The organism is Salinigranum salinum, assembly GCF_009176545.1.
In the GTDB taxonomy this organism is placed as follows: Archaea; Halobacteriota; Halobacteria; order Halobacteriales; family Haloferacaceae; genus Salinigranum; species Salinigranum salinum.
On the sequence record NZ_VTOJ01000001.1, the window covers coordinates 422,362 to 448,535 of the forward strand.

Sequence of the window (26,174 nt, forward strand, 5' to 3'; positions counted from 1 at the left end):
GGGAAGAGAGTCGTGGGCTCTTTTTTCACACCCCGTTCCCAAGGGACGGTATGCCTGCTCCGGACCTCGACCGCTTCACCTCCCGCCGCTCGACCGTCTACGGCTCCCGGGGGGTGGTCGCCACCAGCCAGCCGCTCGCCGCCGAGGCAGGGGTCGAGCTGCTCCGGCGCGGCGGCAACGCCTTCGACGCCGCGGTCGCGACCGCCGCGGCGCTGAACGTCGTCGAACCGACGAGCACCGGGCTGGGCGGCGACGTGTTCGCGTGTTACCGGACCGCCGACGGTGAGGTCGGCGCCCTCCGCTCGTGCGGGGGCGCGCCCGCTGCGGCGACCGTCGACGCGGTCCGCGAGGCGGTCGCCGCCGGCGACGACGAGGCTCCCTCGATGCCGTTCCGCGGCCCGCACACGGTGACCGTCCCCGGCACGGCACGGGGCTGGGAGACGACGGTGACGGAGCTCGGCCGGTTGACGCTCGCCGAATGCCTGGCCCCGGCCGTCGAGTACGCCACCGAAGGGTACCCCGTGAGCGAGGTCGTCGCCGACCAGTGGACTCACGCCGAGGAACTGTTCACCGACGACGTCGCCCGCGACACCTACCTGTTCGACGGTCGGTCGCCCCGTGTGGGGGAGACGGTCCAGCTCCCCGCCCTGGGTCGGACGCTCGAACGCGTCGGTGAGGTGGGTGCGGACGTCGTCTACGAGGGCGCGGTCGGCGAGGCGATCGTCGACGCGGTCCGGTCGCGGGGGGGCTTCCTCTCGATGGACGACCTCGCCGCGTTCGAGCCGGAGTTCCTCGAGCCGATCTCGACAACGTACGGCGGGAGCGAAGTGTACGAACTCCCGCCGAACAACCAGGGGCTCGTCGCGCTGGAGGCGCTGAACATCGCCAGCGAGGTGGGTGCCCCCGACGCCACGGGCACCGAGCGGCTCCACCTCCTCGCCGAGGCCACGAAGTTCGCGTTCCACGACGGTCACCGGTACATCACTGATCCCGCCTACGAGACGATCCCCCCGCTGAACTCGCGGGCGTGGGCGGCACGCCGCGCGGCCGAGATCGGCGACGAGGCGGCCCGCGACGTCTCGTTCGGCGTGCTCGACGCCAACGCCGAGGACGCGGACACCGTCTTGCTCTGTGTGGCCGACGACGCGGGTAACGTCGTCTCGTACATCAACTCCCGGTTCGCCGGCTTCGGCTCCGGCATCGTCGCGGGCGAGACGGGTATCGCCCTGCAGAACCGCGGAGCGTCGTTCTCGCTCCAGCCCACGCACCCGAACCGACTCGAACCGGGCAAGAAGCCGTTCCACACCCTGATCCCCGCGCTCCTCGACTTCGCGCCCGACGACGACACCGACGACTGGGCCGCCTTCGGCGTCATGGGCGGCTACATGCAGCCGCAGGGCCACGTCCAGGTCGTCTCGAACCTGGTCGACCGCGACCTGCCGATCCAGCGCGCCCTCGACGAGCCGCGCTGGCGCTACCGCGAGGACGGCACGCTCGCGGTCGAAGCGCGCCTGCCCGGGGCGACGAAACTCGCCCGCCACGGCCACGACGTCCGGGTGCTCCCGCCGTCGTCGTTCGGCGGGGCACAGCTCGCGCGCAACTGCGAGGGAACGCTCTCGGGGGCGACCGAACCCCGGAAGGACGGGGCCGTCACACCGTACTGAGCAGTGGGGAGTGCTCCGCGTGCTCCGATCGTCGGTCCGGTCCGTCGCACCCCTCGGGTCGCGTCGGTTTCTCTCGTGACGACGTCTGTGACGAACCGTCACCCGCGACCGTGCCCGCCGGCTGTCGCGCCACGTGTGTCGGCCCCGCAATCGGGCGGATCGACCGCGAAACGGTCCCGCGTCGGACATCGGTCAATCGCCCCACATCGAGCAGCCGTTACTCGCCCCACATCGAGCAGCCGTTACTCGCCCCACATCGAGCAGCCGCTACTCGCCCCGTATCGGGCAGCCGTTCCACGCTCACGTGCGCGGCGTCAACCGGTGATCGAGTCGTCGGTCAGAAAGTCGACGAGCAGGTCGTTCACCTCGACGGGGCGGTCGAGCATCACCCAGTGGCTGGCCCCCTCGATCCGTTCGTACCGCCACGGCCCGTCGACTTTCTCCGTGGACTCCGTCATATACCCCTCGGTGAGATAGTTGTCGCCGTCGCTCCACACGCCGAGCACTGGACACGTCACGTTCGGATACTCGACCCCGTTCTCTTCGGGGGACTGAGGATGGAGATTGGCCCGGTACCAGTTCAGCGCGGCCGTGAGTGCCCCCGGCCGGGAGAGCTCTTCGACGTACCGCTCCGTATCGCCGTCGCCTCGGCTCCACTCGCGGAAGAGCCGCCAGTCGTCGTGCCGGAGCCACGCCTCGGCGGCTCCCTCGAACTGGAAGAAGTAGACGTACCAGGAACGCTCGCGCTGCTCGATCGTTCGCGTCCCCGAGTTCCCCGGTGCGCCGACCGAGATGGCGACCAGTCGCTCGACGAGGTCGGGCCGGGTCGCCGCCAGTAACCACCCGACGCCCGCGCCCCAGTCGTGTCCAACGAGACGGACGGTCGAGACTCCCATCGCGTCCACGAGTCCGGTGACGTCCCCGATCGCGTTCGGGAGCGCGTACGCATCGATCCCCTCCGGTCGCGGCGCGTCGCCGAACCCGCGCATGTCGGGTGCGACCACGCGGAAGCCCGCGTCGGCGAGCGCCGGGATCTGGTGGCGCCAGAGGTGCCGAGAGTCCGGCATCCCGTGGAGCAGGAGAACGGCCGGTCCCTCGCCGTGGTCGATCACGGGAAACGACCCGCTCTCGATCTCGACGATCCTGGTGGTGCTCTCGACGTCGGCCGTCGGTGGTGCCCTCCCCGTTCGCTCTGATGCGGTCATGACGTGTGCTCCCCCACAGTATTGTAGGCGCAATGTCATAACTGTGCGTCTCGTGGGGATCGCGTCGTCACTGCACACCGATCGTCTCGCTCTCACGGCCGTCGCTCCACGCCCCCGGCTGCTTCCGTTGGGTCACCGCACCCGGAACGCGACCGCGTCGGACTCGGCTTCGAGACTCGTCACGCGGTCGGTGACACGCGCGGTCGCCGCGTACCGTCCCGGGCTGAGACCGGGTTCGCCGAACCGCACCGGCAGTTCGGCGAGTGTCGCGTCGGTGTCGAGAAACAGCTGGACGCTGCGTTCGTTCCGGGCCACCCGCTGGCCGTCGGCGTCGGTCACCGTCACGGCGAGTCCGACGTCTACCCGCCCGGTTCCGCTGTCGCCCCGGATCGGATACGTGAAGCTCACTGCGACCGCCAGCGGGTCGCCCGCGGCGACGTCGTCGACGCGCCGGACGACGACGTCACCGGTGCGCTCCCACGATTCGACGACCGAGACGGCGTTGATCCGTGGTCCCGAGAGGCGTCGCCGAAGCCGTTCGACCTCGCGTTCGAGGTCGGCGATCCGCTCGTCGCGCGCCTCGACCGTGGCCTCGAGTTCGGCGATGCGGACGCGGCGGTCGGCGACGGTCTCCTCGTCGACCACCTCGTAGCCGAGACAGCCGGCGAGCGCGGCCACGGTGCCGACCGCGAGCAGGTCTCGTCTGTTCATACCACGGAGACGGGACGGGTCGTCATGAATCGTCGACCCCGTCGCGGCGGGTTTCCCCGGTACGACCCCGGCGCACCTCGGACGAGTCCTCTCGACACCGACAGACCGAAACCGCCGACGTCCCTACGCGACGGCGATGGCCGCGTCCGACCGGATCGACGACCCGTTCGGCTTCGACGAGAACCGGAACGTGCTCACCGAGGCGCTCGGGAAGCTCGTCCCGCAGTCGGTGGCCCGACGGGCGCTCACGATCGACGTCGAGGTCGGCCACACGCCCTACGAGGTGGGCGACGACGTCCCGTTCCGCGTCACGTTCCGCAACCGACTGCCGCTCCCGATCGTCGTGCAGACGCCCGACAGACGGCTCTGGGGCTGGACGGTCGACGGCGAACTGGAGGCGTCCGACGAGTCGCGATTCGCCGATCCCGATCGCGAGACGCCGGGGAGTTTCGCGTTCCGCGGGGGCGAACGACGGGTGATCTCGCGGACGTGGCACGGCCGGTTCCGGCGTGTCGGCGACGACGAGCCGACGCGGTGGGTCGACGTCGAACCCGGCCGACACGAACTCGAGGTCTTCCTCGCTTACGACGGCGGCGCGCGCGCGACGGCGACGTTCGAGGTGACCGCGTCCGATGGGGCGTCCGCGTCCGACCGACCCGACTGACGCGGGCGACGCCGGCCGTCCCCGGCGGTCACACCCACGCCCAGAGGACCTCGCCGTGGCCGTCGGCGGGCACGCCGATGTCGAGTTTGGCGCCGACGAACCAGATGGGGTCGGCGAGGCTGATCTCGGCGGTGTTGACGACGACTCGCTCGACGGCGTGGACGCGCGTGTCGCCGTCCTTGCGCCGGACCTCGACCGAGTAGTGGTCGGGTGCCTCGGGCCTGATGACCGTCTGGACGTCCGTGTAGGTCGTCATTCCGGTCGTGACTTCGCTGGACGGGGGGGCTGGTGTGGTGTTTGGCATCGTGTTTCCGCGGGCGTGGCCGGTCGTCGACCGCCACCCGTCTCCCTGTGTGAGTGTCCGTGGTATGTGACTTTACTATGCGGCGCTTGCACCTGCACTAACTGGACGTTTAGGTCGAGCACGCCGACCTTGTCGGTCTCTATCCAGATCGGTCCACCGCGCCGCTGTCGTCCACTAATGGGCGATTATGCGCCGCCGACCCGACGCTCAGCGGTGCAGGTGGCAGGCCGCGAAGTGACGGCCGTCGCCGTTCTCGGTGTCGACCTCGTACGCCGGCTGTTCGCGGGCGCAGATGCTCCGATCGGCGAACGTCTCGGTCAGTATCTTGTCGGCACGCTCGACGTCGTCGTCGAGCAGCGCGTCGATGGCCGTCTCGACCGCGTCGCCGGCCTCACCCGTCGGCGTTCCGTCGACGAAGTACTCCGAGCGGATCGCCCGCTCCCCGCCGCCGTCGACGGTGATCGTCCGGCGATGCACGGCGCGCATGAACGCCCGGACCGACTCCCACTCCGAGTCGGTAACCGGCACGTCGTCCGGCGCGATGAGCTTCGGACACCGCGTCCGGAACCGGCAGCCAGAGGGCGGTTCGATCGGCGAGGGGACGTCACCCTCGAGGACACCGCGCGCTCCCGTCGCGCGCGGATCGGGAACCGGGATCGACCGCAACAGCGCGTCCGTGTAGGGGTGCTGTGGGTTGTCGAACAACTCGTCGGTCCCGGCGAGTTCGACCAGTTGCCCCAGATACATGACGGCGACGCGGTCGGAGATGTGCCTGATGACCGAGAGGTCGTGACTGATGAACAGGTAGGTGAGCCCGAACTCCCGCTGCAGCTCCTTCATCGTGTTGAGCACCTGCGCCTGGATGGAGGCGTCGAGCGCGCTCGTCGGCTCGTCACAGACGATGAAATCCGGGTTCACCGCCAGCGCGCGTGCGAGGTTCACCCGCTGGCGCTGCCCCCCCGAGAACTGGTGCGGGAAGCGGTTGTAGTGCTGGGGGTCGAGTCCGACCTTGTTCAGGAGCATCCGCGCGCGCTCTTCGCGCTCGCCCTCGTAGAGGCCGTGGGCCCGCATGGGCTCCTCGACGATCGGCCCCACCTTCATGCGCGGGTCGAGCGACGACTGCGGGTCCTGGAAGATCATCTGCATGTCCTCGCGCTCGCGTCTGAGCCGCTCGCCCGAGAGCCCCGCGAGGTCCTTCCCTTTGAAGTAGACCGACCCCTCCGTGGGGTCCAGCAGCCGCAGGACGGTCCGCGCGAGCGTCGACTTCCCGCAGCCGGACTCGCCGACCAGCCCGAGCGTCTCGCCCCGCTCGATGTCGAACGTGACGTCCTCGACGGCCTTCACCGTCTCCGTCCCGAAGACGCTCGCGAGGAGGCCACTGCCCTGGGTGAAGTGTTTGGTCAACCCCTCGACTCGCAACAGCGGGTCGTCGGTGTCGGTGCCGCTGTCGGTTCTCGTGCGGCGTTCGACCGCCTCGCTCATGGCTCCCCCCCGTCCGTCTCGGCCTCGTCCACGAACCCGCCCGCCCCGAACGCGCTCGTCGCCTCCGTGTCGAGTGGCGGGGCGTCGTCGTAGCCGACGTCCTCGTACTTGACGCAGGAGACGTAGTGGTCTCTCTCCTCGCCGTCGCCGACGGCCTGGTGGGTCGGTTCGACGCGGGGACAGACCTCTCGCGCCTCCGGACACCGGGTGTGAAACCGACAGCCAGAGGGCGGATCGATCGCCTCGGGCATCACGCCCGTGATCGGCTCGAGTTCGTCGACGCGCTGGTCGGGTCGCGGGATCGACCGCAACAGCGCCTCCGTGTAGGGGTGTTTCGTCTCGTAGAAGAGGTCGTCGACGGGTGCCTGTTCGATGATCTCGCCGAGGTACATCACGTTGACGCGGTCGCAGACCTCGGCGACGACGCCCATGTCGTGGGTCACCCAGATGAACGAGGTGTCGTACTTGTCCTGGAGGGCGTCGACGAGGTCGAGGATCTGTCCCTCGACGGTGACGTCGAGCGCCGTCGTCGGCTCGTCGGCGACGATCAACGAGGGTTCGCACGACAGGGCCATCGCGATGAGGACGCGCTGGCGCATCCCTCCGGAGAACTGGTGCGGGTAGCTGTCGTACCGGCTCTCGGGTTCGGGGATCCCCACCTCGTGGAGCATCTCGATGGCGATCTCCTTCGCCTCCTCCTTCGAGACGTCGCGGTTGATCTCGATGAACTCCCTGAGCTGTGACCCGACGGTGAAGACGGGGTTGAGCGCCTCCATCGGGTCCTGGAAGATGATGGCGATTTCGCGCCCTCTGATGCGGGTGCGCATCTCGCGGTCCGAGAGCATCGCGTCGGAGCGACGGCGCTCGCCGTCCTCCTCGACGATGTCGACGATGGGCTCGCCCTTGAACTCGACGCGCCCACCGACGATCTCGCCGGGTTCCTCGACGAGACGCATGATCGACGTGGTGGCGACGGATTTGCCGGCGCCGCTTTCGCCGACGAGACCGACGATCTCGCCCTCTTCGACGTCGAACGAGACGCCGTCGACGGCGCGGACGACGCCCTCCTCGGTGTAAAAGCGGGTCTCCAGGTTCTCGACGCGGAGTAGTGGCTCTGACATATCAGTTGTTGATTCGGGGGTCGAGTGCGTCTCGCAGGCCGTCGCCGAGGAGGTTGAACCCGACCACCGTCACGAGGATGGCGAGGCCGGGCCAGATGCTGAACCACGGGTTCGGCAGCATGTAGTTGCGCGAACTCGACAGCATCTGTCCCCACGACGGGGTCGGGGGCTGCGCGCCGTAGCCCAGGAACGAGAGGCCAGCGATGATGAGGATGTTGATCCCCACCTGAAGGGTGGCCTGGACGAGGACGGGCGCGAAACTGTTCGGGATGACGTGTCTGAGGATGATGTTCCGGTCCCTGACACCGGCGGCGCGAGCGGCCTCGACGAAGGCCTCCTCTCGCACGCTGAGCACGCGCGAGCGGATCAGGCGGGCGAACGTCGGGATGGTGGCGATGCCGACGCCAACCATCGCGAACGTGAGGTTGCGGCCGAACGCCGTCATGAACGCGATGACCAGCACGAGGAACGGGATGGCGAACAGCACCTCGGCACCGCGCATGAGCGCGTCGTCGATGCGACCGCCGTAGTAGCCGGCGACCGCGCCGACGAGCGTCCCCAGCGCCATCGCGATGCCCGTCGAGACGATGCCGACGGTGATCGCGATACGCGTCCCGTAGAAGAGGCGGGCGAGGATGTCGCGCCCGCGGTGATCGGTTCCGAGAGGGTGTGCGAGCGTTCCGGCCTGTTCGGGGTGGATCTCGTTCGTCAGCCCGACGGGGGGGAGCAGGATCTCCGCGTTGTCCGGATCGTTCACCGGGTTGATCCAGACGGCCTCGACGAGCGCGTACTGCCGGATGCCGAGGTCGGCGAAGAAGGCCACGTCGCCGAGCACGTCGAAGACGATACTGTCGACGAACGCGATCAGGGCGACGGCCGTCATGAAGCCGATGATGCCGAGACCCAAGAGCGCCGTCGGATCGCGTCTGACCTGCGTCAGCGTGTACTTGAGACCGACACGCGCTTCGGGCTGTCCCTCCGAATCGAAGCCATCCTCGCTCGTGGAACCCCGCCACGACTGCTGCGTTCTGTTCGCCGTCGACGTCGAAGATGAGGTGTCCTGTGCCATCGTCAATCACTCTCGTCGAACGAGACGCGCGGGTCGACGTACGCGTACGACAGGTCGGTGATGATGACGCCGATGACGAACACGAGCCCGAACATCAGCGTCGTCCCCATCACGAGCTGGAAGTCCTGGTTCTGGATGGCCGTGATGATGAGTCGGCCCATCCCGTTGATCGAGAACACGGTCTCGGTCAGCACGGCCCCACCGAGCGCCTGCGTCAGCTGGAGGCCCACGATAGTGATGAGGGGGAGCTGCGCGTTGCGGAACGCGTGTTTGCGTACGATGGTCGACTCCTTGACGCCGTACGCGCGGGCGAGCTTCACGTACTCCTGGTTGAGCACCTCGAGCATCGACGACCGCTCGATCCGCGTGAACGCGGCCATCTGGAGCGTTCCGAGCGTGATCGTGGGCAAGATGAGGTGTTCGATGGCGGTCACCACCACCTCCAGTTGCGTCTCGGCTCCTTCGACGTTCGACGGTGCGGCCCACGGCATCACGAGGTTCGTCGCCGGGAGGAGGTTCAGCTGGAAGGCGAAGATGATGATGAGCATCAGCCCGATCCAGAACGACGGCGTCGAGACGCCGAGCAGGGCGACGACGCGCGAGACGTGGTCCGTGGGCTTGTTCCGCCGCTTGGCCGAGACGATCCCGAGCGGGACCGCCGTCACGAGCGCGAACGTGAAACTCGAAACCAGGAGGAGCAAGGTCACTGGCAGCCGTTCGATGATCTTCTGCGTCACCGGGACACCGTAGTAGAGGCTGGTTCCGAGGTCGCCACGGACGACGTCGAAGAGGTAGTTGATGTAGCGGATGTGGAGCGGCTGGTCGAGGCCGAACTTCGCACGGATCGCCGCGGCCTGCTGTGCGCTCGGCGACGGCCCGAGCATGATCGAGACCGGATCGCCGGGGATGGCGTCCGTCAGCAGGAACGTGATCGTGATGATCCCGACGACGACCGGAATCGACTGTAGCAGCCGATTGACGGTGTACCGGAGTCGGCTCACGGCTCGCTCACCCGCGTGCGTCGCTGCCGGTTCATACGTCTCTGACGCGTGTGTGTGACCGGTTCGTACATAAATGTGGGTTCGGTCGCGCCGACTACTTGTCGACGGAGACGTTGTTGTGGTTGGTCGTGATGTGGAAGCTGTCGACCGGGTGGGAGGTGAAGTCGTTGACGTACTCCTTCACCCCGAAGCTGTTCTTGAGGTTGTACGCGGGCAGGTGCGCGCGCTCTTCGAGCATCGTGGTGATGGCCTCCTGGTAGAGCTGCTGGCGCTCGCTGCGACTCGCGGACTCACGCGCCTGGACGAACTGCTGGGCCGCCTGCGTGCCGGCCTCGCTGTTCGCCCCCCAGTAGGTCCCGTTGGTGACACCCAGCGTGTCCTCGGTCCGGCCCAGGAGGAAGTACGTGAACGAGTCGGGGTCGGGCGTCCCGGACCAGCCGAGCGTGTACATGTTGTAGTCGTCCTCGTTGCCGGTGACGTACTTATCCAGGAACGCCCCCCAGTCGAGCCGCTGGACGGAGACGTTCTGGAAGCCGGCCTCCTTGAGGCCGTTCGACACCGTGATGCCGATCTGTTCGCGCTTGTCGTCCGGCGGGACGATGATGTTCCACGAGTAGTCCATCGGGACACCGGCCTCCTCGAACAGTGCCTGCGCCTCCTCGATGTTCTTGTCGTGGGGGATCTGACTCCACTGGTCGACCGGCATGTCCCAGTCCTCGGCGACCGACGCCGGGAGTGGGCTGTACTGCCGGACGCCGGTGGGCTCGACGTAGCTGGAGACCGCCTGGTCCATGCTGAAGCAGTAGTCGACCGCCTCGCGGACTCGCGCGTCGGCCGTCGGGCCCTCGTTACAGTTGAACGCGAGGTAGAAGTAGCCGATGCCGGCCACCTCGTCGATGCTCGCGTCCGAGATGCCCCGAACGGTGGAGTACAGCTTCGGCGGAATCTCCTCGATGACGTCGTTCTCGCCGTTGCGGAGGGTGGTCACCCGCGTGGTGGCCTCCTCGACCGGGACGAGCTCCAGTTCTGCCAGGTTCGGCTTCGTCCCCCAGTAGTCGTCGTTGCGCTGGAGGCGGACGAAGTTCCCTTCCTGCCACTCGACGAACTCGAACGGGCCGGAGCCGACCGGGTTCTGCGTGTTGAACGCATCCTTGTCCTCTTCGCGGACGGACATCGGGACGATGTCCCAGACGAGGTTGTGGTTGAACGCTCCGTAGGGGAACTTGAGGTCGAACTGCACCGTCGTCTCGTCGACGACGGTGACGGTGTCGATCATGTTCAGTTCGCTGGCGTTCTCGGTCTCCTCGGCGACCGGCGCCTCGTAGGAGTACTTCACGTCCTCGGCGGTCACCGGGTCGCCGTTGTGGAACGTCGCGTCGCCGGTCATCTCGACGACCCAGCGCGTCCCGTCGTTCGAGACTTCGGGTTCGCCCGTCGCGAGCGACGGGGCCAGCCCGGTCGACTGGTCGTACTCGTAAAGCCCGTCGTAGATGTTCTGTGCCACCTGGTCCGAGGGAACGTCGTTCAGGACGATGGGGTCGAACTCGAGCGGGCTCTTGACGAGCGCGATGCGGAGCTTCCCGCCGGACATCCCGCCCGACGAGGAGCTCGAATCCGATCCGGACGAGTCCGAACCGTCCGACTCCATGTCGGAGTCGGAGTCGGAGCCCGAACTCCCGCCCGAGTCGCCCGATCCGGAGGAGTCGTCGTCACCGCCTGTACATCCGGCGAGGCCCGCGAGCCCGGCCGCGCCGAGTCCGAGCACTCGCCGCCGGTTCAGTACGTTCCAATCAGGGCTGTCGTCTTGCATGGAGTTGACACCTCGCGTCGGAGGATATCGGAACCAGCGTTTCGCACACTAAATACCTGACGAAGGAACAGTCGACCACAGATACGATACACAGAGCGGCTGTAGCCGGTGATCTGGACAATTTACATAGAGTGAGAGAGCTAATATTAGAACGGGAAGTTCAGTTTCGTCGCCGACTTGATGACGCTTGGGCATACAACGCGCACTTTCACCAACGTATGGACAATTATGGTGACTTCGGCGACCCCCCGTGACAGCCGGACAATTATCATGGTCGTTGATTATACATTGTCGCACAGGACCGGCGACAGCCGAACGAGTGGACAGAGCGAAGGTACCCGGACTGGAGGGGGGTACCATGCGACAGTTCGTGATCACGGGCCACGACGCGCCCACGACGGACCAGTTCTCGCTCGACGACCTCCCGGGCGGTGCCGGCCGGCTCGACGTCCTCTGTCGGTGTGTCAACTCGGCGTTCTTCCTCTCGCACGCCATCCGCGAGGACGTCCGGGTTCACCTCGTCCTCGCCGACGCGTTCACCGTCACGTTCGACGGCCGTGAGGTCCGGCGACTGAACCCCGACGAACGGAGCACGGCCGCGCTCGTGCGCGGGGCGCTCGCCGAGCGAGACGAGGCGATCGGTCACGTTCCCGTCGAGACGAGCCCCGGCGTCGCCATCCGGCGTGTCGGCTTCGAGCAGACGGTGCGGGACGTCGCGAGCGAGTCGACCGTCGTCGAACTCCACGAGGACGGCACGCCGGTCGTCGACGCCTCGCCCCCCAGCGATCCGGCGTTCGTCCTCTCCGACCACCACGACTTCTCCGAGGCCGAGGCTGCGCTGCTCGCCGAGGTCGCCGACGACCGCGTCCGACTGGGTCCGCACGCGCTGCACGCCGACCACGCGATCACCGTCGCACACAACTATCTCGACACCGACGGCTACACCGAATACTGACCGACTGCGCCGGGGAGGTGGGTAATCACAACTGTTAAACGCCGGCCTGTCTTGAGTGCGAGGTGCGGGCCGGTGGGGTAGCTTGGTATCCTTCGGCCTTCGGGTGGCCGTAACCGCAGTTCGAATCTGCGCCGGCCCACTTCTCCCGCATTTCTCCCGGCGAGTGACGCGGAGCGTTCACGAGCCACGACGAAATGCGGCTGTGTGGGAGACGCGAAGATTCGAATCAGGGAGTGGAGCGAGCACTGCGAGCGGAACGACCGTGGTTCGAATCTGCGCTGTCGCCGCGAACATCGTGAGCGGCGGCTCGTGACGAGCGAAGCGAGTCACGGTGGCCCACTTCTCCCGCACACGTTCCGAATTCGCACGACGGCAGTACGGCGGTTATCAATCATCCCAGACAGCCGACTGGAGAGTTCACCTGCGCTGCGGGCGCATTCCCGCGCCGTCACGGGCTTCACTAGAGTCGACGCGGACCAGACGGTTACAGCTCGTCACTATCAAGAAGACTCGGGGAGCGACCGATGTCCGACCGACCAGCACTGTCCTCTCTGAGACCACCAGCACCCCTTCCACGGACCGTCAGTCCATTTCGGGCAGCCTCGGTGGAGATCCATCGGGCCGTGTGATGGGATCGTCGCGACGGCCGTCCCCGGCAGACACGGCGTCCGCTCTGCCCGTTCGTGTCGGAGTGGTTATGCGCTTCCGTCCCCTCACTCGTCCAGTGACCGACTCCCTCGACCTCTCGCTTCTCCCCACGACGGACGTCGCCGCACGCCGCGACGAGGTGGTCGCGCTCGTTGAGGCCCACGCGGGCGAGATCGCCCGCGAACTCGCACGTCTCCGCGGTGGCGACTTCGGCAGCCACGATTTCGACACCGCTCGCGGCACGTGGACGGTCAAGTACGAGGGGGGTGACGTGCAGTACCTCCGGTACGACGACGGGGCGAACGAGGTGTACGTCGTCTCGACGCACCAGCCACCGGATCCGGCGGCGCTCGCGGCAGCGATAGACGACTACCCGGCGCTCGTTCGCGCGTACAACGACCACGTCGCGAGCCTCGACGGCGTCCTCGACGGCATCGAGATGGACGTGCCAGACGTCGCGTCCACCGAGGCGGTCGTCGCCGAGCGCGACCGTATCCTCACGCAGATCCGTGACGTCTGCACCGAGATGGCCGGACAGCTCCACCGTGCCGAGGGGACCGACTACGGGACGTTCACCGCTCGCGTCTCCGGGACGCGGTGGGAGCTGAAACGCGAGCGCGATCGGGTGTCGTACCTCCGGGTCGGCGGCGAGGGCGGACGCTATCTCCTCTCACAGTACCGAAGCCCCGCCGCGGTCGACGTGCGCGAACTCGTCACGGACGTGCCCGCGTTCGTCACGGCGTTCAACGACCACGTCGCCGCCCTCCAGTCGGACCTGGAGGGCGTCAGTGGCTGAACGACGCCGGCGTCGACGGGTGAACACAGCGAGCGACTCGCCTGCCAGTACGACTGGGACGGGATCGCCGGGACGACCACCTGTCTGTACTTTCAGATTCGATAGCGTAACTGGTGCGTGACCCATTCGACGACGTGGCCGCCCAGATCCGACCGACGACACGGTTTTATCGGTTTTCTTTCCCGTCACGTGCTCGACACTGTGACCTCGAATTATTTTACATGATATCCAATATCGTCGAACTACGGCCGAAACCAGTTCTCGATAGCCGCCGATCGAACACGTATGGTGACCGAGATCCCCGACGACGTCGCGCCCCAGTGGTGTCCCGACTGCGGCTCGGAGCTCTCGTTCGGCGGGGTGCAACTCGCCGGCATCGGTCAGTTCTTCTGCGAGAACTGCCGGTGTCGGCACGACCGGTACGTTGGACAGTTCGATCGAGTCGAAGCGAGCGCATGAGCGGGCGAACCGAACACACGAGGGAGTTCGTCCGTGTCGCGACGGCTCGACAGTCGAGTCGGCTCGACACCGGGTTCACAGTCGGTTCCGTCCCCGCGTCGGACGAGCGACGCGCACGCGACGCCAGAGCCGGACCACGAGGACGGCCCCGACGGCGCCCACGGTGTTGACGACGACGTCGACCGCCGTATCCCAGGCGTAGAACTGCAGCGACCAGCGGTACCAGAAGTCCTTGAGGACGAACTCGTACACCTCGAAGCCGGCACCGACGGCGGCCGCAGCGCCGACGGCCCACCACGGCGTCGCCCGGATGGGTGTCCGATCCCGCAGACCGAGCACCAGCGCGGCCGCGACGCCGGCTCCGCCCATGAAGTGCGTGAGCAGGTCCCACCAGACCAGCCGGCTGTAGACGCCCAGCGCGAGCCCGCCGAAGTGCAACGCGGTCACGAGCGCGGACCAGAGACCGACCACAACCCAGGCACCCGCTGCCGGTCCGTCGCCGGCGACGTCGGCCCGGAACCGGATGAGTATCGCCCGCGGCCACGACCTCATCCTCGAGGGTGCGTTCGGCATCGCCCGCGTCGCCGCCAGCGCGACGACGGTCACCACCAGCGATCCGACTCCGACGAGTGCCCGCGGGGAGGCGTGGGGGAGCGGTGCCATCGTGTCGACTGTTCACCACGGACGGGTAGCTCTTGTGAGACGCGACCGTCAGCCACCGCTCGGCGTTCGTGAACTCGACGGCGGCGGTGTCGACCTCGACTCCCCGCCCGTATCCCGGACAGAACTGCACGATCGATGCACTCCCTGGGAACGCTTAACACGGCACAACCGTACCTCGATGCGTGAGTACCACGACGCTCTCCACGACGACGAGCCTCTGTCCGACCTGTCTCGAACGCGTCCCCGGCACGTACGAGGCCCGCGACGAGGCGGTGTATCTGACCCGCGAGTGTGCCGACCACGGCGTCGCCACTCGAAAAGTGTGGGACTCGCTGGATCACTGGGAGTGGGCGAGCGGGTTCAGCCCCGCCGCGCCGGACCGCGACCACGACGTCGATCCGGCGGCGGACGACGGCCACGACCTGGTCGTCGACAACGACCACGCCTGTCTCGCCGTCGTCGAGGTGACCCAGGCGTGCAACCTCTCGTGTTCGTACTGTTTCGCGAGCTCCGGTCCTGGTGGCAGAGAACTGGCCGTCGGCGAGGTGGTCCACCTCCTCGACGTGATCCTCGAGAGCGGCGGGCCACGGCCGATCCAGTTCTCGGGCGGCGAACCGACGATTCGCGACGACCTGCCCGAACTGGTCGAGACGGCGGTCGAGATGGGGTTCGACCACGTCGAGGTGAACACGAACGGGATCGTCCTCGCCCGCGAGGACGGCTACGCCGAACGGCTTGTCGAGGCGGGCGTCACCGCCGTCTACATCCAGTTCGACGGGCTGGAGGCCGACACCTACCGCGAGATCCGCGAGGCCGACATCCTCGCGTTCAAACACGAGGCGATCGAGGCCTGCCGGCGCGCCGACCTCCCGGTGATCCTCGTGCCGACGGTGGTGCCGGGCGTCAACGACCACGAGATGGGAGCGATCGTCGACTTCGCCCTCGAGAACCGCGACGTGGTGCGCTCGGTCAACTTCCAGCCCGTCTCGCACTTCGGCCGCTACGCCGAGAACGAGGGGCGGTTCTCGCTCGATGCCGCAGCGGAACGCCTGGCGGAACAGGTCGACGCGCTCGAACCGCGAGACCTCTTGCCCGCGCCCTGCTGTTCGGCGTACTGTCAGTCCGGAACGGCGCTGGTCCCGACGGGCGACGACGGCGTCGTCCCCCTGACGCGCTTTCTCGACGGGGACCTCTGGCGGTCCGTCCTCGGGGGCGTCGACGAGTCCGACTGGATGGAGTTCCTGGCGAAGACGGACGTCGGCCGGGACCGCGCCTGCGGAACGAGCGGTTGCTGTGGCTCCCCGGCCCCCTCTCCCGAGGAGACGAGCGACCTGTTCGACGACGTCCTGCCGGTGACGCTCACGGGGTTCATGGACGCCGACGCGGCCGACGTCGACCGACTCGGCAACTGCTGCATCTCCGTCCCGACGCCGAACGGCGACCTCGTCCCGTTCTGCGGCTACAACATGACGACGGACGACGGCGCGTACGCCCTTCGCAACCGGTACGGGTGGGGTGGTCGCGAGCGGGTCGCCCCCGATCCCGATCCGAGTCCCAACCCCGACCCTGCGGCGGCAGATGCCCCGCTGGAGAGCGACGATGACTGAGACGTTCGCCCCACGACGCGGCCACCTCCGGAGGTCGCCCCCGTGTTGAACCTCATCGACGCGGCCATGGCGAACCCCTGGGGGACGCTCAGGACGGTCCTGGGTGAGCCGTTACACCCCGGCGGCGAGGCGGCGACGCGGGCGTTGCTCGACCGGGCCGACGTCGGGGCCGGGACGCGACTCCTCGACGTGGGCTGTGGCGCAGGGGGATCGCTCGCGCTCGCCCGGGAGCGTGGTGCCGACGCCGTCGGCATCGACCGCGAACCCCGCGGTCCCGGGACCGTCCGTGGCGACCTCCGGCATCTCCCGTTCCGCGACGCGGCTGTCGACGTCGTGCTCACCGAGTGCGTGCTCTGTCTCGCCGACCTCGACCGCGGACTGGCCGAGACGCGGCGCGTCCTCGACGCCGGCGGGCGACTCGCGCTCTCGGACGTCGTCGTCGACGGCGATCTCCCGGACCTCCCGGCGTCGCTCGCGGAGGCACTCTGTCTCACCGGCCAGCGCGAACGCGACCGACTCATCGATCGCGTCGAACACGCCGGCTTCGCGGTCGACGACGTCGCCGACCATCGCGACGACCTCCTCGCGATGCGCGACCGTGCCCGGAGTCGCGTCGACTACGCCGGACTCCTCGGTGCGTTCGGCGACCGCGGCCAGCGCCTCCTCGCCGGCGTCGAGGCGCTCGAACGCGCCGTCGACGACGGGCGCGTGGGCTACGTCTCGGTCGTCGCGACGGCCGACTGAGCCGGGTGCGGAGTGACGCGGGGCTCGTCGCAGTGAGCCGTTTCTCACCGCGCTGGAGCCGCCGAAGCGGTCAAGCATCTCGTGGGCCGACGTTCGTCCGACATGACGCGTATCCTCGTCGCCCTCGACGGTTCGGATCCCTCGGAGAAGGCGCTCTCGTTCGTCCTCGACCACCACGCCGACGCCGAACTGACGGTACTCACGGTGCTCGACCCCGCGGCGTTCGTCCAGGGATCCGCCGACGTGATCCCACCGACGATCGACAGCTGGCGCGACGAGGCCGAGGCGGAGGCCCGAGCGACCCTCGACGCGGCCGTCGACCGGGCCGAGGCGGTCGGGGTCGACCTCGACACCGATCTCGTCTACGGGTCGCCCGCGCGGGCTATCGTCCGCTACGCCGACGACCACGACGTCGACCAGATCGTCGTCGGCTGTCACGGACGGGACGGCGTCTCGCGGATTCTCCTCGGGAGCGTCGCCGAGACCGTCGTCCGGCGGTCGTCCGTCCCCGTGACGGTCGTCCGCTGACTCTCGTCCGCGTTCTCGCCCCCGCTCGACCACACGCCACTCAGCCGTGCCGTTCGATCTCGATGCGCTCCTCGAACGTCTCGCGCGTGAGGTCACCGGCGACGAACGCGTCGAAGTCTGCCATCCGGACGTTCCACGACTGTAGCGGCTCTTCCCCGTCGTACTGGACGACCACGATCCGGTCGGCGGTCGGAGCCGTGTCGGCTGCCGCCCCGACGACGAACCGCTGGAGTTCGGTCGCGGCCGTCTCGTCGACCCCGCCCGACTCGTCGTACGCGAACGCCGGGAGACTGTACGCGACGTACACCCGTTCGTCGGTGACGTCCACGAGCGAGGCGTCGACGTCGGCCGCCGCGAGCGTGTTCGTGAGGAGCGTGTTCCCCGCCCGCGATGCCGCGTCGACCGGCTCGTCGGTCGGAATCACGTCCGGGGTCGAGCCACCGAGCCACAGCCCGGCTCCCACGAGGGCGACGACGAGCACGACGAGGGCGACGACGGCGACCTTCGCGACATCCGAACGTCGTCCCCACCACCCCACGTCGGACGCCATCGTCAGCGCACCCCCGTCGAGAAGTAACTCGGGGTCGACGCGATCGTGGCCCCGTAGTTGGTTCCCCGCTGGAGCCCCTGTGTCGCCTGCGTCGCTTGCGTGGCCTGCGTCACTTGCGTGGCCTGCGTCGCTTGCGTGGCCTGACGAGCGTACGTGCTGGCTGCCAGCCCGACCGCGTAGCTGCCCCCACCTGCCTGCAGCAGGCGGTTCGTCCCCGCCGTGTACGCGGCCCTGTCCGTCGAACCCTGCAGAGGCGCGCTGCGGACGTACTCCATGCGGCTCCCGACCGCGGTGCCATCGAGTGCCGGTGCAGCGTTCGTGAGTGAGCGCCCCTCGCGCTGTCCGGCCAGCAGGAGCGGTGCGACTCGCGTGCTCGTCGTCGTCGCCGACGGTCCCACGAGGACGCCCGGCGGCCGGTCGAACTGTACGTCGACGCCGGCCGGTGGCGTCGTGAAGCGCTGGGTACTCGATGGGATCCATCCGGCGGGAGTGCCGAGGTCGTTCAGGACCCAGGCACCACCGTCGACGGGGACGCGGTGGAGGTTCGTGTAGCCCGGATACCGCTCGACAGTTCCGGTCGTCCCGGCGATCGACATCGTGGTGCCGACGCCGTCGGTCGATCCCCGCTGGCGTTCGAGCACGCCGAGCCGGTAGGCGTTCCACGCCACCTGTCGTCCGGCGTCGGCGAACGTCACCACGATCCGTCCGTCGGCGAGCGCCTGGCGGATCGTCCTCCGCGGCGTCGCGCTGTTGAGGACGGCCCGCCCGGTCGACGGCGACAGACTGACCGTGACGTCGGTCGACGGGAGGCTCACGCCGGACGCGTAGAACCGCGCGTCCAGGCGCTCCGGGTCCAGTACGTTCGTGACGACGACGTTCGGCGGCGCGTCCGCTTCTCCGCCGGTCCACACGACGGCGAGCGTGTCGTCAGCGTCGACGAACCGGTCGACCCCCTCCAGTTCGCCCACCGATCCGGTCAGGACGCCGACGTGTTCCCCGCAGACGTCGACCACGAGGTCGCCGACACAGACCCGTGAGACGTCGCTGAACGAGAGTGGAGCGGTTCCCTGGCCCGAGTAGCCGATCTCGACGCCCCAGTCGTGTACGACGGACGGGGGATCTGCGATCCGCACGGTCCAGTTCCAGAGGGAGGTCGGTGGGAACGGCCCGACGTTCCCGGCCGCGTAGAAACAGGTCAGCGTCTGCCCACGGTCCAGCGAGAACAGTGCTGGCCCCCCTGCTGCACCACCGTTCGGGTCGGGACACTTGACGGCTGGCGCGGGTCCCCCACCGCCCGGGGGGAGCATGGGTCCACCCACTGCACCCGGTGGGTTCAACACCCCCGGAGCCGCTTTCGCCATATCGTCGTCGACCGGGACGTTCCCGCGCTCCCGTTGCAGGGTCGCACTGTACTCGGTCCGGTCGTACGAGCCGACGTTCTTGACGGCACACCAGAACGTGACCGACGGCTCGCTACGGAAGTCGTAGTGGTACTTCTCACACCAGGTCTGGAGTCCCTTCGCCTCCGGGTACGCCACGATGTGGTCCTCGATCTCGCCGTCGCCGAACTCGCCCGACCCGTCCCAGTCGGCCCCGTCGACGGGCGTGTCCGTCAGCGCGACGCGCATCCACGCCCCGTCCGGGATCCGGTTGCCGTTCCCGTACGGGAATCGGGGCGGGGTCACTTCGATCGGCTCAGTCCCCTGGATCTCGACTGGGTGGTTCTGGACCGCCCACTCGGGCTCGTTTCCGATGCCCGTCCCACCCCAGTTCCCGTCCATGTCCATGTCGACGAGGACGTTGAGGTAGTAGGTCGCCCCCTGTGGCGCGCCCGCGGTCGGCGTCACGTCGACCGTCAGCTCCGTCGTCGATGGGATGCCCGACAGGACGAGATTGAACCCTCGTATCCCGTCGTCGGTGTCGCCGTTGACGACCCGCGCGTCGGGTTCGGTGTCCGCGGTCCGTCCGAGCACGACGAGCGACTCGTCGGTCCGCGCCCCGTCGGAACTCAGCAACGTCGGGAAGTTCCCCGTGGTCGCGAACAGCGAGGGGTAGCCCGTCGACTCGCCGTCGGGCGCGTCGCCGAACTCCCATGGCGACGAGGTGTGGCTACTGGCGGCCGCGTGTGGGACGGTCGAGAGGACCAGAACGACCGCGAACAGGACGGCACCGACTCGCCGCACCGCGTCCCGGTGGTCGTCGGTCGTCTCGACCGTCACCCCGAGCACCGATCTCGCCACGTGGCACGCTCTCGAACGCAACCGACTCGTGACCGGTGTCCGAGCGTGTTCGGTTCCTCGACTGTCGGTACGCTCCGGGCCGGTGCTGCCGCTGCTGACGTCTTCTACTCCCATATCCCCCATCCCGGTTTCGGCGCGACCGTCGGCGGTCTCCTTCGGCCTCGTGCCGCGGCTGACTTCCTCCAGACCCCTCGCTCCGCGAGATCATAAATCTTGCGAGATATTAACTAGCACTATCTTGTCGACGTCACGGGTCCCCACGTCGGCCACCGTCGTTTCCGGCCGCTCTCGCCTTCACGTCCAGTGATGGGCCGCACGCGTCCGCGATGGTTCGGACTCAGATCGGCACGACGAACCGGAACAGCCAGAGGGTGACCATGCCGACGACGATCGTCGCGGTGACGTCCTCGGTCCGCCAGGCGACGCCCGCTGCGACCGCCCCGGCGAGCAGCCGGTCGGTCGTGAGCGTCCCCACGACGGTCGCTTCGATGGAGACGACCGCGGGGACGACCAGTGCGGCGAGGACCGCCGCCGGGACGTATCGCAGTGCGCGCGTCACGCGCGGCGGCACGTCGTCGATGCGACCGAACAGGTAGATGAACGACAGGCGGATGAGGTACGTGGCGACGCCGACGGCGACGATCACGGCCCAGACGGCCGCCGTCCCGTGCGTCGTCTGTGCGAGGAACGGAGCCGTCATCGGCCGCGAGTCCCCTCCACGACGAGCGCGACGCCGACGCCGACCACGGCGGCGACTGGCAGCCCCAGGTGGTACGGCAACCCGGTCCCCGCGAGCGCGACGACGCCCGCCACGGCACCAGCGACGAGCGTCGACCCGTCTTCGAGCTGTGGCACGAGGAGCGCGAGGAAGACGAGGGGGACGGCGAAGTCGAGTCCCCAGGCGTCCGGGATCCCCCGCCCGAGCCCGACGCCGACGGCGGTGGTGACGACCCAGACCACCCAGAGACAGCCGCTGACGCCGAGGAAGAACCAGTCGCGATCTCTCGCGTCGGCTGTCTCCAGGGCACCGTCGCCGTCGGGGACCGCCTCCGTGCCCTTCGTCGGGTCGTCCGTCGCGTCACCGCCCGTGGGCGCGTCCGTCCCGTTGCTGTCCGTGGACTCACCCGCCCCGTCGGTCTCCGCCGGGTCGGTCGTGTACCGTGCGATCGAGAGCGCGTACGCCTGGTCCGTGAGGAAGTACGCGAGGACGGCTTTCCAGCGCGAGCCGTACCGCTGGAAGTACGGGGCGATCGAGGCCGAGTACATCAGGATGCGGAGGTTGACGACGACGCCGGTGAGCACCACGACGACCAGGTTAGCGTCGGTCCGCAGCAGGTCGACGACCGCGAGCTGGGCGGCACCGGCGAAGACGACGACGGACATCCCGACCGCGGCGACGGGCGAGAGGCCGGCGTCGACCGCCGCGACGCCGGCGACGAGACCGAACGGGATCAGACCGACCGTGAGGGGCAGCGCCGCCCGGATTCCCTCTCGGGCGGCGGTCGGGATGCGGGGCATTACTCGTGGGAGACACCCGGTCGAAGAAACCGCTTTCCGTTCGTCGCGACCGCCGTCCAGCCGGCTGTCGAGCAGCCTGACGGTCCACGTGACTCCGCGTTCGAGCGCCCGGAGCCACGCTTGGTCCGTGACCCCCCGAGCCGAGCCACGCGTGACCGATCCACTGGACCCATCGGGTCGGTCAGGCCCCGCGGGCTGCCGACCGCCACGGTAGCCACCGGTGTATTCAACCAAATGACAATAGCTATAGTTCGGGGTGACGTAGCTGGACTGCGCGTCCTCGGGGCTCTCGCGTGGTGGCGCTCCATCCGGACGAACGCTGGCGTAACGAGTTCAGCCCGATCCGACGCGTCTACACCATGAGAGACCCTACTCTTCTTCCGCACCAGTCACACCTGTCGCTCTCCCGTCGCTCCTGCCTGCTGGTGGTCGGCGCAGTCGTCACCGGCTTCGGTTCGAATCCCGCGGCGGCCACCGGTTCCGAGCGTCCGTTCGAGGCGACCGTCTCGTGTGACGTCCACCAGCCGGCACGTGTCACCGTCACGAACGTCAGCGACGAGACATACCAGCTCCGCGACATCGACTCCGAGGGGGTCGACGCCGTCGACGGACGGCCCGTCCTCGGACCCGGTGACTCGTACACGAACCACGGGGTGTCGAACGGAACCGCCGTGCTCCGAGCGTTCGACCCCGAAAGTGGCACGCCTGTTGGTGGGACACTGCGGGTGGAAATCGACTGCCGAGTACCGACGAAACAACCGCTCGAGGCGACGAGTAGCGGCGGGACGGTCAGGATTCGGAACGTCTCCGACGGGCCCGTCGAAGTGCGTGATCTCGACCGCGAGGGCGGTGACCTCCTGTCCGGTCGCCCCGTGGTGGGACCGGACGAGGTCCTGGAGATAACGGGAGTCGACGGCGGTACGTACTACGTCCAGGCGTGGGACACCGACGACGACTCCCCGCTGGCTCCCCCGGTAGAACTCGTCGTCGATGGCGTGGAACGAGCGTTCTTCGACGTCACGAGCGTCGGAACCGGGTCGAGCACCACCGCGGGAGATCCGTTCGACGTGTCCGCGTCCCTCACTAACACCGGGAGCGGCGCCGGCACGCGGACCGTTGAACTCCGCTTCGACGACGAGACGGTCGCGACGATGGAGGTGACGCTCGACCCCGACGAATCGGCCGACATCGAGTTCGTTCTCCCGGGTGAGCGGACCATCGACTTCGAACCCAACCGTTCGTACACGGTGACCGTCGACACAGGTGACGACGCCGCGTCCACCGAGAAGTACGTCCTCCCACCGTAGGCGGTCGACGTCGCTCCCGGCGCCACGGTCACTCCGCGTCTCTGTGTCCCGCTGTCCCGGTCCCGACCATCACCGCGCTCCGGATCTCGAGCGCGTTCTCGAACTCGTCGCGACGTTCCAGCCGGCTCCCGAGCCGCCGGAGCTGTTCCTCGTGGGCCCGGCGGACCGCCTCCTGTTCCCGTCGCGTGAGGTCGAGCCGGTCGCCGACCGTCTCCCAGTGGTCGAGCGGCACGAGGAACAGCCACCGTTCTGGCGACTCGTAGACGGCCTCGTACGCGCGGCGGTACTCCTCGAACCGCGGTCCGAGGTCGGCCTGGACGCGGTCGACGAGCCGCGGGAGCTCCGTCGTCGGGACGCTGGCTTTCGCCGCCGCGAGCAACAGCACCTGTCCGTCGAGTGGATCGCCGCGCGCCATCTCAGCCGCCGGCGCGCATCGCCTTCTGCGCGAACCGTTCGACGAGCGTCTCGAGCGTCTCGTCGTCCCCCTCGAAGACGACCTCGACCTCGTTGAGGCTGAGCGTCGGCCCGACCGTCGCCTTCGACTCCGAGAGCGTCGCCTCCCAGCCGTCGCCGACGACGTGTCCCGTGTCGACCTCCTCCCCGCCCAGATTCGTCAGGTAGTGGACCGCGAGCCGCCGCGAGATGCCCCGGAACGACCGCTCTACTCTCATCTCCCTCCCCCGGCGACGGGGGGGAAGATGCTCACCGTGTCGCCGTCGTCGACCCTCGTGTCGATCCCCTCCATGTGGAGCACCTCCCGTCCGTTCTTCAGCACGTTGATCTGCGGCTTGAGGTCGCCGTCGATGATGAGTTCGCCGCCGAGTTCTTCGTACTCCGCCTCCAGCCTCTCCAGCACCTCGCCGATCGTCGTCCCGTCCGCGTAGTCGCGGTCGATGGTTTTCGAGCCGACGATCTCTCGAAACGTCGCGAAGAACTTCAGCGTGATCTGCATGGTGAGAGAGAACGCTGCCACGGATAAAAACGTACGCCGGGTCTGGCGCTCGTGGTGGACGGCCGTCGACGCCGGTCTCAGCGGTTCCCGAACCGGATCCCGTCCTCGACGATCCGGTGGTTCCGCTCGCGGTCGACGTGGTCGGCGAGCCACTCGTGTTCGTGTATCTGGAGCACGAGGTCGGCCTGGAGGTTGCGCCAGGCGATGGCGTAGATGGGCGACTGTCCCCACGCGCGGAGTTCGGGGACGAACTCGTCGTAGCGCTCCAGATGTTCCTCGAGGCGTTCCAGCGCGTCGACGACGTGGCTCGCCGCCTCGGCCTCCGAGTCGGCCGCCTCGATCGCCCGGTTCAGCTGCGACTCCATCCCCGCTACCGCCCGTTTCATGTCCTGCGCCGGGTCGCCCTCGCTGTCCGGCAGCGACTCCAGTATCTGCTGTGGAACCCCGATTTCGACGTGTTCGTCGACCATACCGCCCGGGAAGGGAGAGAGCGACAAAAAGCTGGTCACCCGTCCCGCCCCCGTCTCCGACCACGGATGACCCGTCACTCGTCGGCGTTCGGCTGCCGCTCGTCCCGACGTTCCTCCACGTCGTCGCCTCCCGCTCGCTCGTCGGTGTCGTCGCTGTCTCTCTCGTGTTCGCCAGTGTCGTCGCTGTCTCTCCCGTGTTCGCCAGTGTCGTCGCCGTCGTGTCGCGCCGGATCGTTCTCGCAGCCGTCGGTGTCGTGCCCGTCGACGAACGCCCGCAGTTCCGTCGCACAGGAGCGACAGAGCAACACACGGAGCCGCCCCTCCGCGTCGAGCACGTCGACCGCGGCGTAGACGTCGCCGGGATCGATGGCCGCGTCACAACGTCGGCAGTGGTGAGTACGACGGACCACAGCCTGCGGCACGCTCCCGAGTGCGAAAAACGGCGGGGTCGAGGGGTACCGTCTCACCTGACGCGCTCTCTTCCGGCTCGTTCCGACACCGAACCCCGACTCACCGTTCGAACTGGCGGCGGAACACGACGACGCCCGCGAGTGCGAGCAGGTTCAGTCCCGCGAGCGTGAAGAAGCCGGCACCGTACGCGCCGGTGAGGTCGCGTGCGGCGCCGGTGACGGCGGGGAGGACGATCGAGCCGGCGTTCCCCGCGCCGACGACGACCGCGAGCGCGGCCCCGTCGCGCGGCGTCGCCCGGGCCGCGACGGCGTAGACGGCACCGAACGGGAGCGACACCGCGAACATCGCCAGCGGTGGCAGGACGGCGACGACCGCCGTGGGTAGATCCAGCGTGAGGGCACCGAAGCCGACGACTGCTAGCCCGGTGCCCCCTGCGATGAGCGTCGCGTCGCGTAGCCACCCGTTGGCGACGGCGACCCCACCGAGCGACCGGCCGACCGTGGCCACGACGAGGACGAACACGCTCAGCGGGCCGACCAGCCCGAGATCCGTGTAGTACGCCGTCACGAACGTCGACAGCGTCACGAACGAGCCGATGACTGCGACGTACGACAGCGCCGCAAGCAGGACGACCGGGTGCCGGACGACCGACACGCGGTCGGCTCCCCTCTCCGAGCCCTCGGAACCGTCACCCCGCGAGCGCGAGGGTGCCGGCGGTCGCGTCGTCCGGTCCCCACGCGTCCGGACACAGAGCGCCACCGCAGGGAGCGCCAGCAGCGCGCCCGGGGCGTGGATCGGCCCGACGCCCGGCGTCGCCGCGGCGACGTCGGCGAGCAGCGGCGTGACGAGAAAGCCCGTGGCGCCGCCGAGCGTGAGGAGCCCGCCGTACACGCCCTGCTGTCGCGTCGTCGCCGCCCCGGTGTGGAGCCGCGCGAGTTGCGTCGCGCCGACGCTCAGGATGAACCCGCCGACGACGCCCCACACGCCCCGCAGCACGAGCAACGCCGGAAACGACGAGACGAGGTCGAGCCCGACCGCGAGCACGGCGTGGCAGGCCGTCGCCCACAGGAGGAGCCGCGCGGTCGGGTAGCGGTTCGTGAGCCGCGAGGCGAGCGGCTGTGCGACGACGAACGCGCCGAGCGCCGCGCTCGTCAGGAGGCCGAACGACGCGAAGTCGATCCCGAGTCGCGTCGTGAGCGAGACGGGCACCGCCGCGTACGCGAAGATGACGTAGCCGACGGAGACGACGGCCGCGTGTGGCGTGAGTCGGAGTGCTCGCGTCGCGTTCATCCCCG

General features: G+C 68.5%; 28 protein-coding genes and 1 tRNA gene. 10 read left to right on the top strand and 19 right to left on the bottom strand.

All coding sequences use genetic code 11. From position 1 onward, the window contains the following. Positions 1-50 precede the first annotated feature (50 nt). On the top strand, positions 51-1,664 hold the full coding sequence (locus FZP69_RS02005; protein ID WP_152039720.1) for a gamma-glutamyltransferase family protein: 1,614 nt from the start codon (positions 51-53) through the stop codon (positions 1,662-1,664). 314 nt (positions 1,665-1,978) lie between these two features. On the opposite strand, the gene FZP69_RS02010 is transcribed toward FZP69_RS02005, so the two are convergent. Both FZP69_RS02010 and FZP69_RS02015 read right to left on the bottom strand, forming a co-directional pair. Continuing rightward, on the bottom strand, positions 1,979-2,869 hold the full coding sequence (locus FZP69_RS02010; protein ID WP_152039721.1) for an alpha/beta fold hydrolase: 891 nt from the start codon (positions 2,867-2,869) through the stop codon (positions 1,979-1,981). 132 nt (positions 2,870-3,001) lie between these two features. Further along, positions 3,002-3,580, bottom strand: a complete 579-nt coding sequence (locus FZP69_RS02015; protein ID WP_152039722.1) for a hypothetical protein — start codon at positions 3,578-3,580, stop codon at positions 3,002-3,004. A gap of 136 nt (positions 3,581-3,716) precedes the next feature. On the opposite strand from FZP69_RS02015, the gene FZP69_RS02020 reads away from it, so the two are divergent. Next, the gene (locus FZP69_RS02020; protein ID WP_192918425.1) at positions 3,717-4,244 is read left to right on the top strand and encodes a hypothetical protein; all 528 of its coding nucleotides are present in this window, start codon (positions 3,717-3,719) and stop codon (positions 4,242-4,244) included. Positions 4,245-4,272: 28 nt separating this feature from the next. Here FZP69_RS02020 and FZP69_RS02025 read toward each other — a convergent pair whose 3' ends face one another. From FZP69_RS02025 to FZP69_RS02050, 6 genes are all read right to left on the bottom strand, one after another. Further along, on the bottom strand, positions 4,273-4,548 hold the full coding sequence (locus tag FZP69_RS02025) for a hypothetical protein (RefSeq protein ID WP_192918426.1): 276 nt from the start codon (positions 4,546-4,548) through the stop codon (positions 4,273-4,275). Positions 4,549-4,755: 207 nt separating this feature from the next. Further along, on the bottom strand, positions 4,756-6,030 hold the full coding sequence (locus tag FZP69_RS02030) for an ABC transporter ATP-binding protein (protein WP_152039724.1): 1,275 nt from the start codon (positions 6,028-6,030) through the stop codon (positions 4,756-4,758). Next, a complete protein-coding gene (locus FZP69_RS02035; RefSeq protein WP_152039725.1) occupies positions 6,027-7,151 on the bottom strand; it encodes an ABC transporter ATP-binding protein in 1,125 nt (374 codons plus the stop codon). Before FZP69_RS02035 ends, FZP69_RS02030 begins: the two co-directional genes overlap by 4 nt. 1 nt (position 7,152) lies before the next feature. Then, positions 7,153-8,220 (bottom strand): ABC transporter permease, encoded by a 1,068-nt coding sequence (locus FZP69_RS02040; RefSeq protein WP_152039726.1) that lies wholly within the window; start codon positions 8,218-8,220, stop codon positions 7,153-7,155. 2 nt (positions 8,221-8,222) lie between these two features. Beyond that, positions 8,223-9,221, bottom strand: coding sequence for an ABC transporter permease (locus tag FZP69_RS02045; protein WP_152039727.1), 999 nt, complete (start codon positions 9,219-9,221; stop codon positions 8,223-8,225). A gap of 94 nt (positions 9,222-9,315) precedes the next feature. Further along, complete coding sequence (locus FZP69_RS02050; protein WP_152039728.1) at positions 9,316-11,031, bottom strand: ABC transporter substrate-binding protein; 1,716 nt, start codon at positions 11,029-11,031, stop codon at positions 9,316-9,318. A 358-nt stretch (positions 11,032-11,389) separates the two neighbouring features. On the opposite strand from FZP69_RS02050, the gene trmY reads away from it, so the two are divergent. The 4 genes from trmY (at position 11,390) to FZP69_RS22280 (ending at position 13,889) form a co-directional block, all read left to right on the top strand. Continuing rightward, positions 11,390-11,986 (top strand): tRNA (pseudouridine(54)-N(1))-methyltransferase TrmY, encoded by a 597-nt coding sequence (gene trmY, locus FZP69_RS02055; protein WP_152039729.1) that lies wholly within the window; start codon positions 11,390-11,392, stop codon positions 11,984-11,986. 66 nt (positions 11,987-12,052) lie between these two features. Beyond that, positions 12,053-12,125 (top strand) — tRNA-Pro (locus tag FZP69_RS02060). Positions 12,126-12,710: 585 nt separating this feature from the next. After that, complete coding sequence (locus FZP69_RS02065; protein ID WP_152039730.1) at positions 12,711-13,430, top strand: hypothetical protein; 720 nt, start codon at positions 12,711-12,713, stop codon at positions 13,428-13,430. Between the two features lie 285 nt (positions 13,431-13,715). Beyond that, positions 13,716-13,889, top strand: a complete 174-nt coding sequence (locus tag FZP69_RS22280) for an HVO_2142 family zinc finger protein (RefSeq protein ID WP_192918427.1) — start codon at positions 13,716-13,718, stop codon at positions 13,887-13,889. 75 nt (positions 13,890-13,964) lie between these two features. Here the strand turns inward: FZP69_RS22280 and FZP69_RS02070 are convergent, their stop codons facing one another. Next, entirely contained in the window at positions 13,965-14,552 is a 588-nt protein-coding gene (locus FZP69_RS02070) for a hypothetical protein (RefSeq protein ID WP_152039731.1), read from the bottom strand. Positions 14,553-14,734: 182 nt separating this feature from the next. Between FZP69_RS02070 and FZP69_RS02075 the strand changes: the two genes are divergently transcribed. The 3 genes from FZP69_RS02075 (at position 14,735) to FZP69_RS02085 (ending at position 17,431) form a co-directional block, all read left to right on the top strand. After that, complete coding sequence (locus FZP69_RS02075; protein ID WP_152039732.1) at positions 14,735-16,159, top strand: radical SAM protein; 1,425 nt, start codon at positions 14,735-14,737, stop codon at positions 16,157-16,159. 42 nt (positions 16,160-16,201) lie between these two features. Continuing rightward, a complete protein-coding gene (locus FZP69_RS02080) occupies positions 16,202-16,903 on the top strand; it encodes a class I SAM-dependent methyltransferase (protein ID WP_152039733.1) in 702 nt (233 codons plus the stop codon). 102 nt (positions 16,904-17,005) lie between these two features. Next, positions 17,006-17,431 carry a universal stress protein gene (locus FZP69_RS02085; RefSeq protein ID WP_152039734.1) on the top strand — a complete coding sequence of 142 codons (426 nt, stop codon included), beginning with the start codon at positions 17,006-17,008 and terminating at the stop codon, positions 17,429-17,431. A 40-nt stretch (positions 17,432-17,471) separates the two neighbouring features. Here the strand turns inward: FZP69_RS02085 and FZP69_RS02090 are convergent, their stop codons facing one another. From FZP69_RS02090 to FZP69_RS02105, 4 genes are all read right to left on the bottom strand, one after another. After that, entirely contained in the window at positions 17,472-17,981 is a 510-nt protein-coding gene (locus tag FZP69_RS02090) for a hypothetical protein (protein ID WP_152039735.1), read from the bottom strand. A 2-nt stretch (positions 17,982-17,983) separates the two neighbouring features. Further along, positions 17,984-20,221 (bottom strand): GEVED domain-containing protein, encoded by a 2,238-nt coding sequence (locus FZP69_RS02095; protein ID WP_152039736.1) that lies wholly within the window; start codon positions 20,219-20,221, stop codon positions 17,984-17,986. A 337-nt stretch (positions 20,222-20,558) separates the two neighbouring features. Continuing rightward, positions 20,559-20,921: an AzlD domain-containing protein gene (locus tag FZP69_RS02100; protein WP_152039737.1), complete on the bottom strand. Its 363-nt coding sequence runs from the start codon at positions 20,919-20,921 to the stop codon at positions 20,559-20,561. After that, positions 20,918-21,739: an AzlC family ABC transporter permease gene (locus FZP69_RS02105; RefSeq protein WP_152039738.1), complete on the bottom strand. Its 822-nt coding sequence runs from the start codon at positions 21,737-21,739 to the stop codon at positions 20,918-20,920. Before FZP69_RS02105 ends, FZP69_RS02100 begins: the two co-directional genes overlap by 4 nt. Positions 21,740-22,098: 359 nt before the next feature. Here FZP69_RS02105 and FZP69_RS02110 point away from each other — a divergent pair, with 359 nt between their 5' ends. Then, the gene (locus FZP69_RS02110; RefSeq protein ID WP_152039739.1) at positions 22,099-23,046 is read left to right on the top strand and encodes a hypothetical protein; all 948 of its coding nucleotides are present in this window, start codon (positions 22,099-22,101) and stop codon (positions 23,044-23,046) included. 28 nt (positions 23,047-23,074) lie between these two features. Here the strand turns inward: FZP69_RS02110 and FZP69_RS02115 are convergent, their stop codons facing one another. From FZP69_RS02115 to FZP69_RS02140, 6 genes are all read right to left on the bottom strand, one after another. Next, positions 23,075-23,461: a hypothetical protein gene (locus FZP69_RS02115; RefSeq protein WP_152039740.1), complete on the bottom strand. Its 387-nt coding sequence runs from the start codon at positions 23,459-23,461 to the stop codon at positions 23,075-23,077. A gap of 1 nt (position 23,462) precedes the next feature. Next, the gene (locus FZP69_RS02120; RefSeq protein WP_152039741.1) at positions 23,463-23,717 is read right to left on the bottom strand and encodes a hypothetical protein; all 255 of its coding nucleotides are present in this window, start codon (positions 23,715-23,717) and stop codon (positions 23,463-23,465) included. Further along, positions 23,714-23,998, bottom strand: a complete 285-nt coding sequence (locus FZP69_RS02125) for a ubiquitin-like small modifier protein 1 (protein WP_152039742.1) — start codon at positions 23,996-23,998, stop codon at positions 23,714-23,716. The genes FZP69_RS02120 and FZP69_RS02125 overlap by 4 nt, the downstream gene beginning before the upstream one ends. 77 nt (positions 23,999-24,075) lie before the next feature. Continuing rightward, complete coding sequence (locus tag FZP69_RS02130; RefSeq protein ID WP_152039743.1) at positions 24,076-24,468, bottom strand: hypothetical protein; 393 nt, start codon at positions 24,466-24,468, stop codon at positions 24,076-24,078. A 74-nt stretch (positions 24,469-24,542) separates the two neighbouring features. Beyond that, a complete protein-coding gene (locus FZP69_RS02135; RefSeq protein ID WP_152039744.1) occupies positions 24,543-24,878 on the bottom strand; it encodes a hypothetical protein in 336 nt (111 codons plus the stop codon). A 100-nt stretch (positions 24,879-24,978) separates the two neighbouring features. After that, complete coding sequence (locus FZP69_RS02140) at positions 24,979-26,169, bottom strand: MFS transporter (RefSeq protein WP_152039745.1); 1,191 nt, start codon at positions 26,167-26,169, stop codon at positions 24,979-24,981. Between the last annotated feature and the right edge of the window lie 5 nt (positions 26,170-26,174).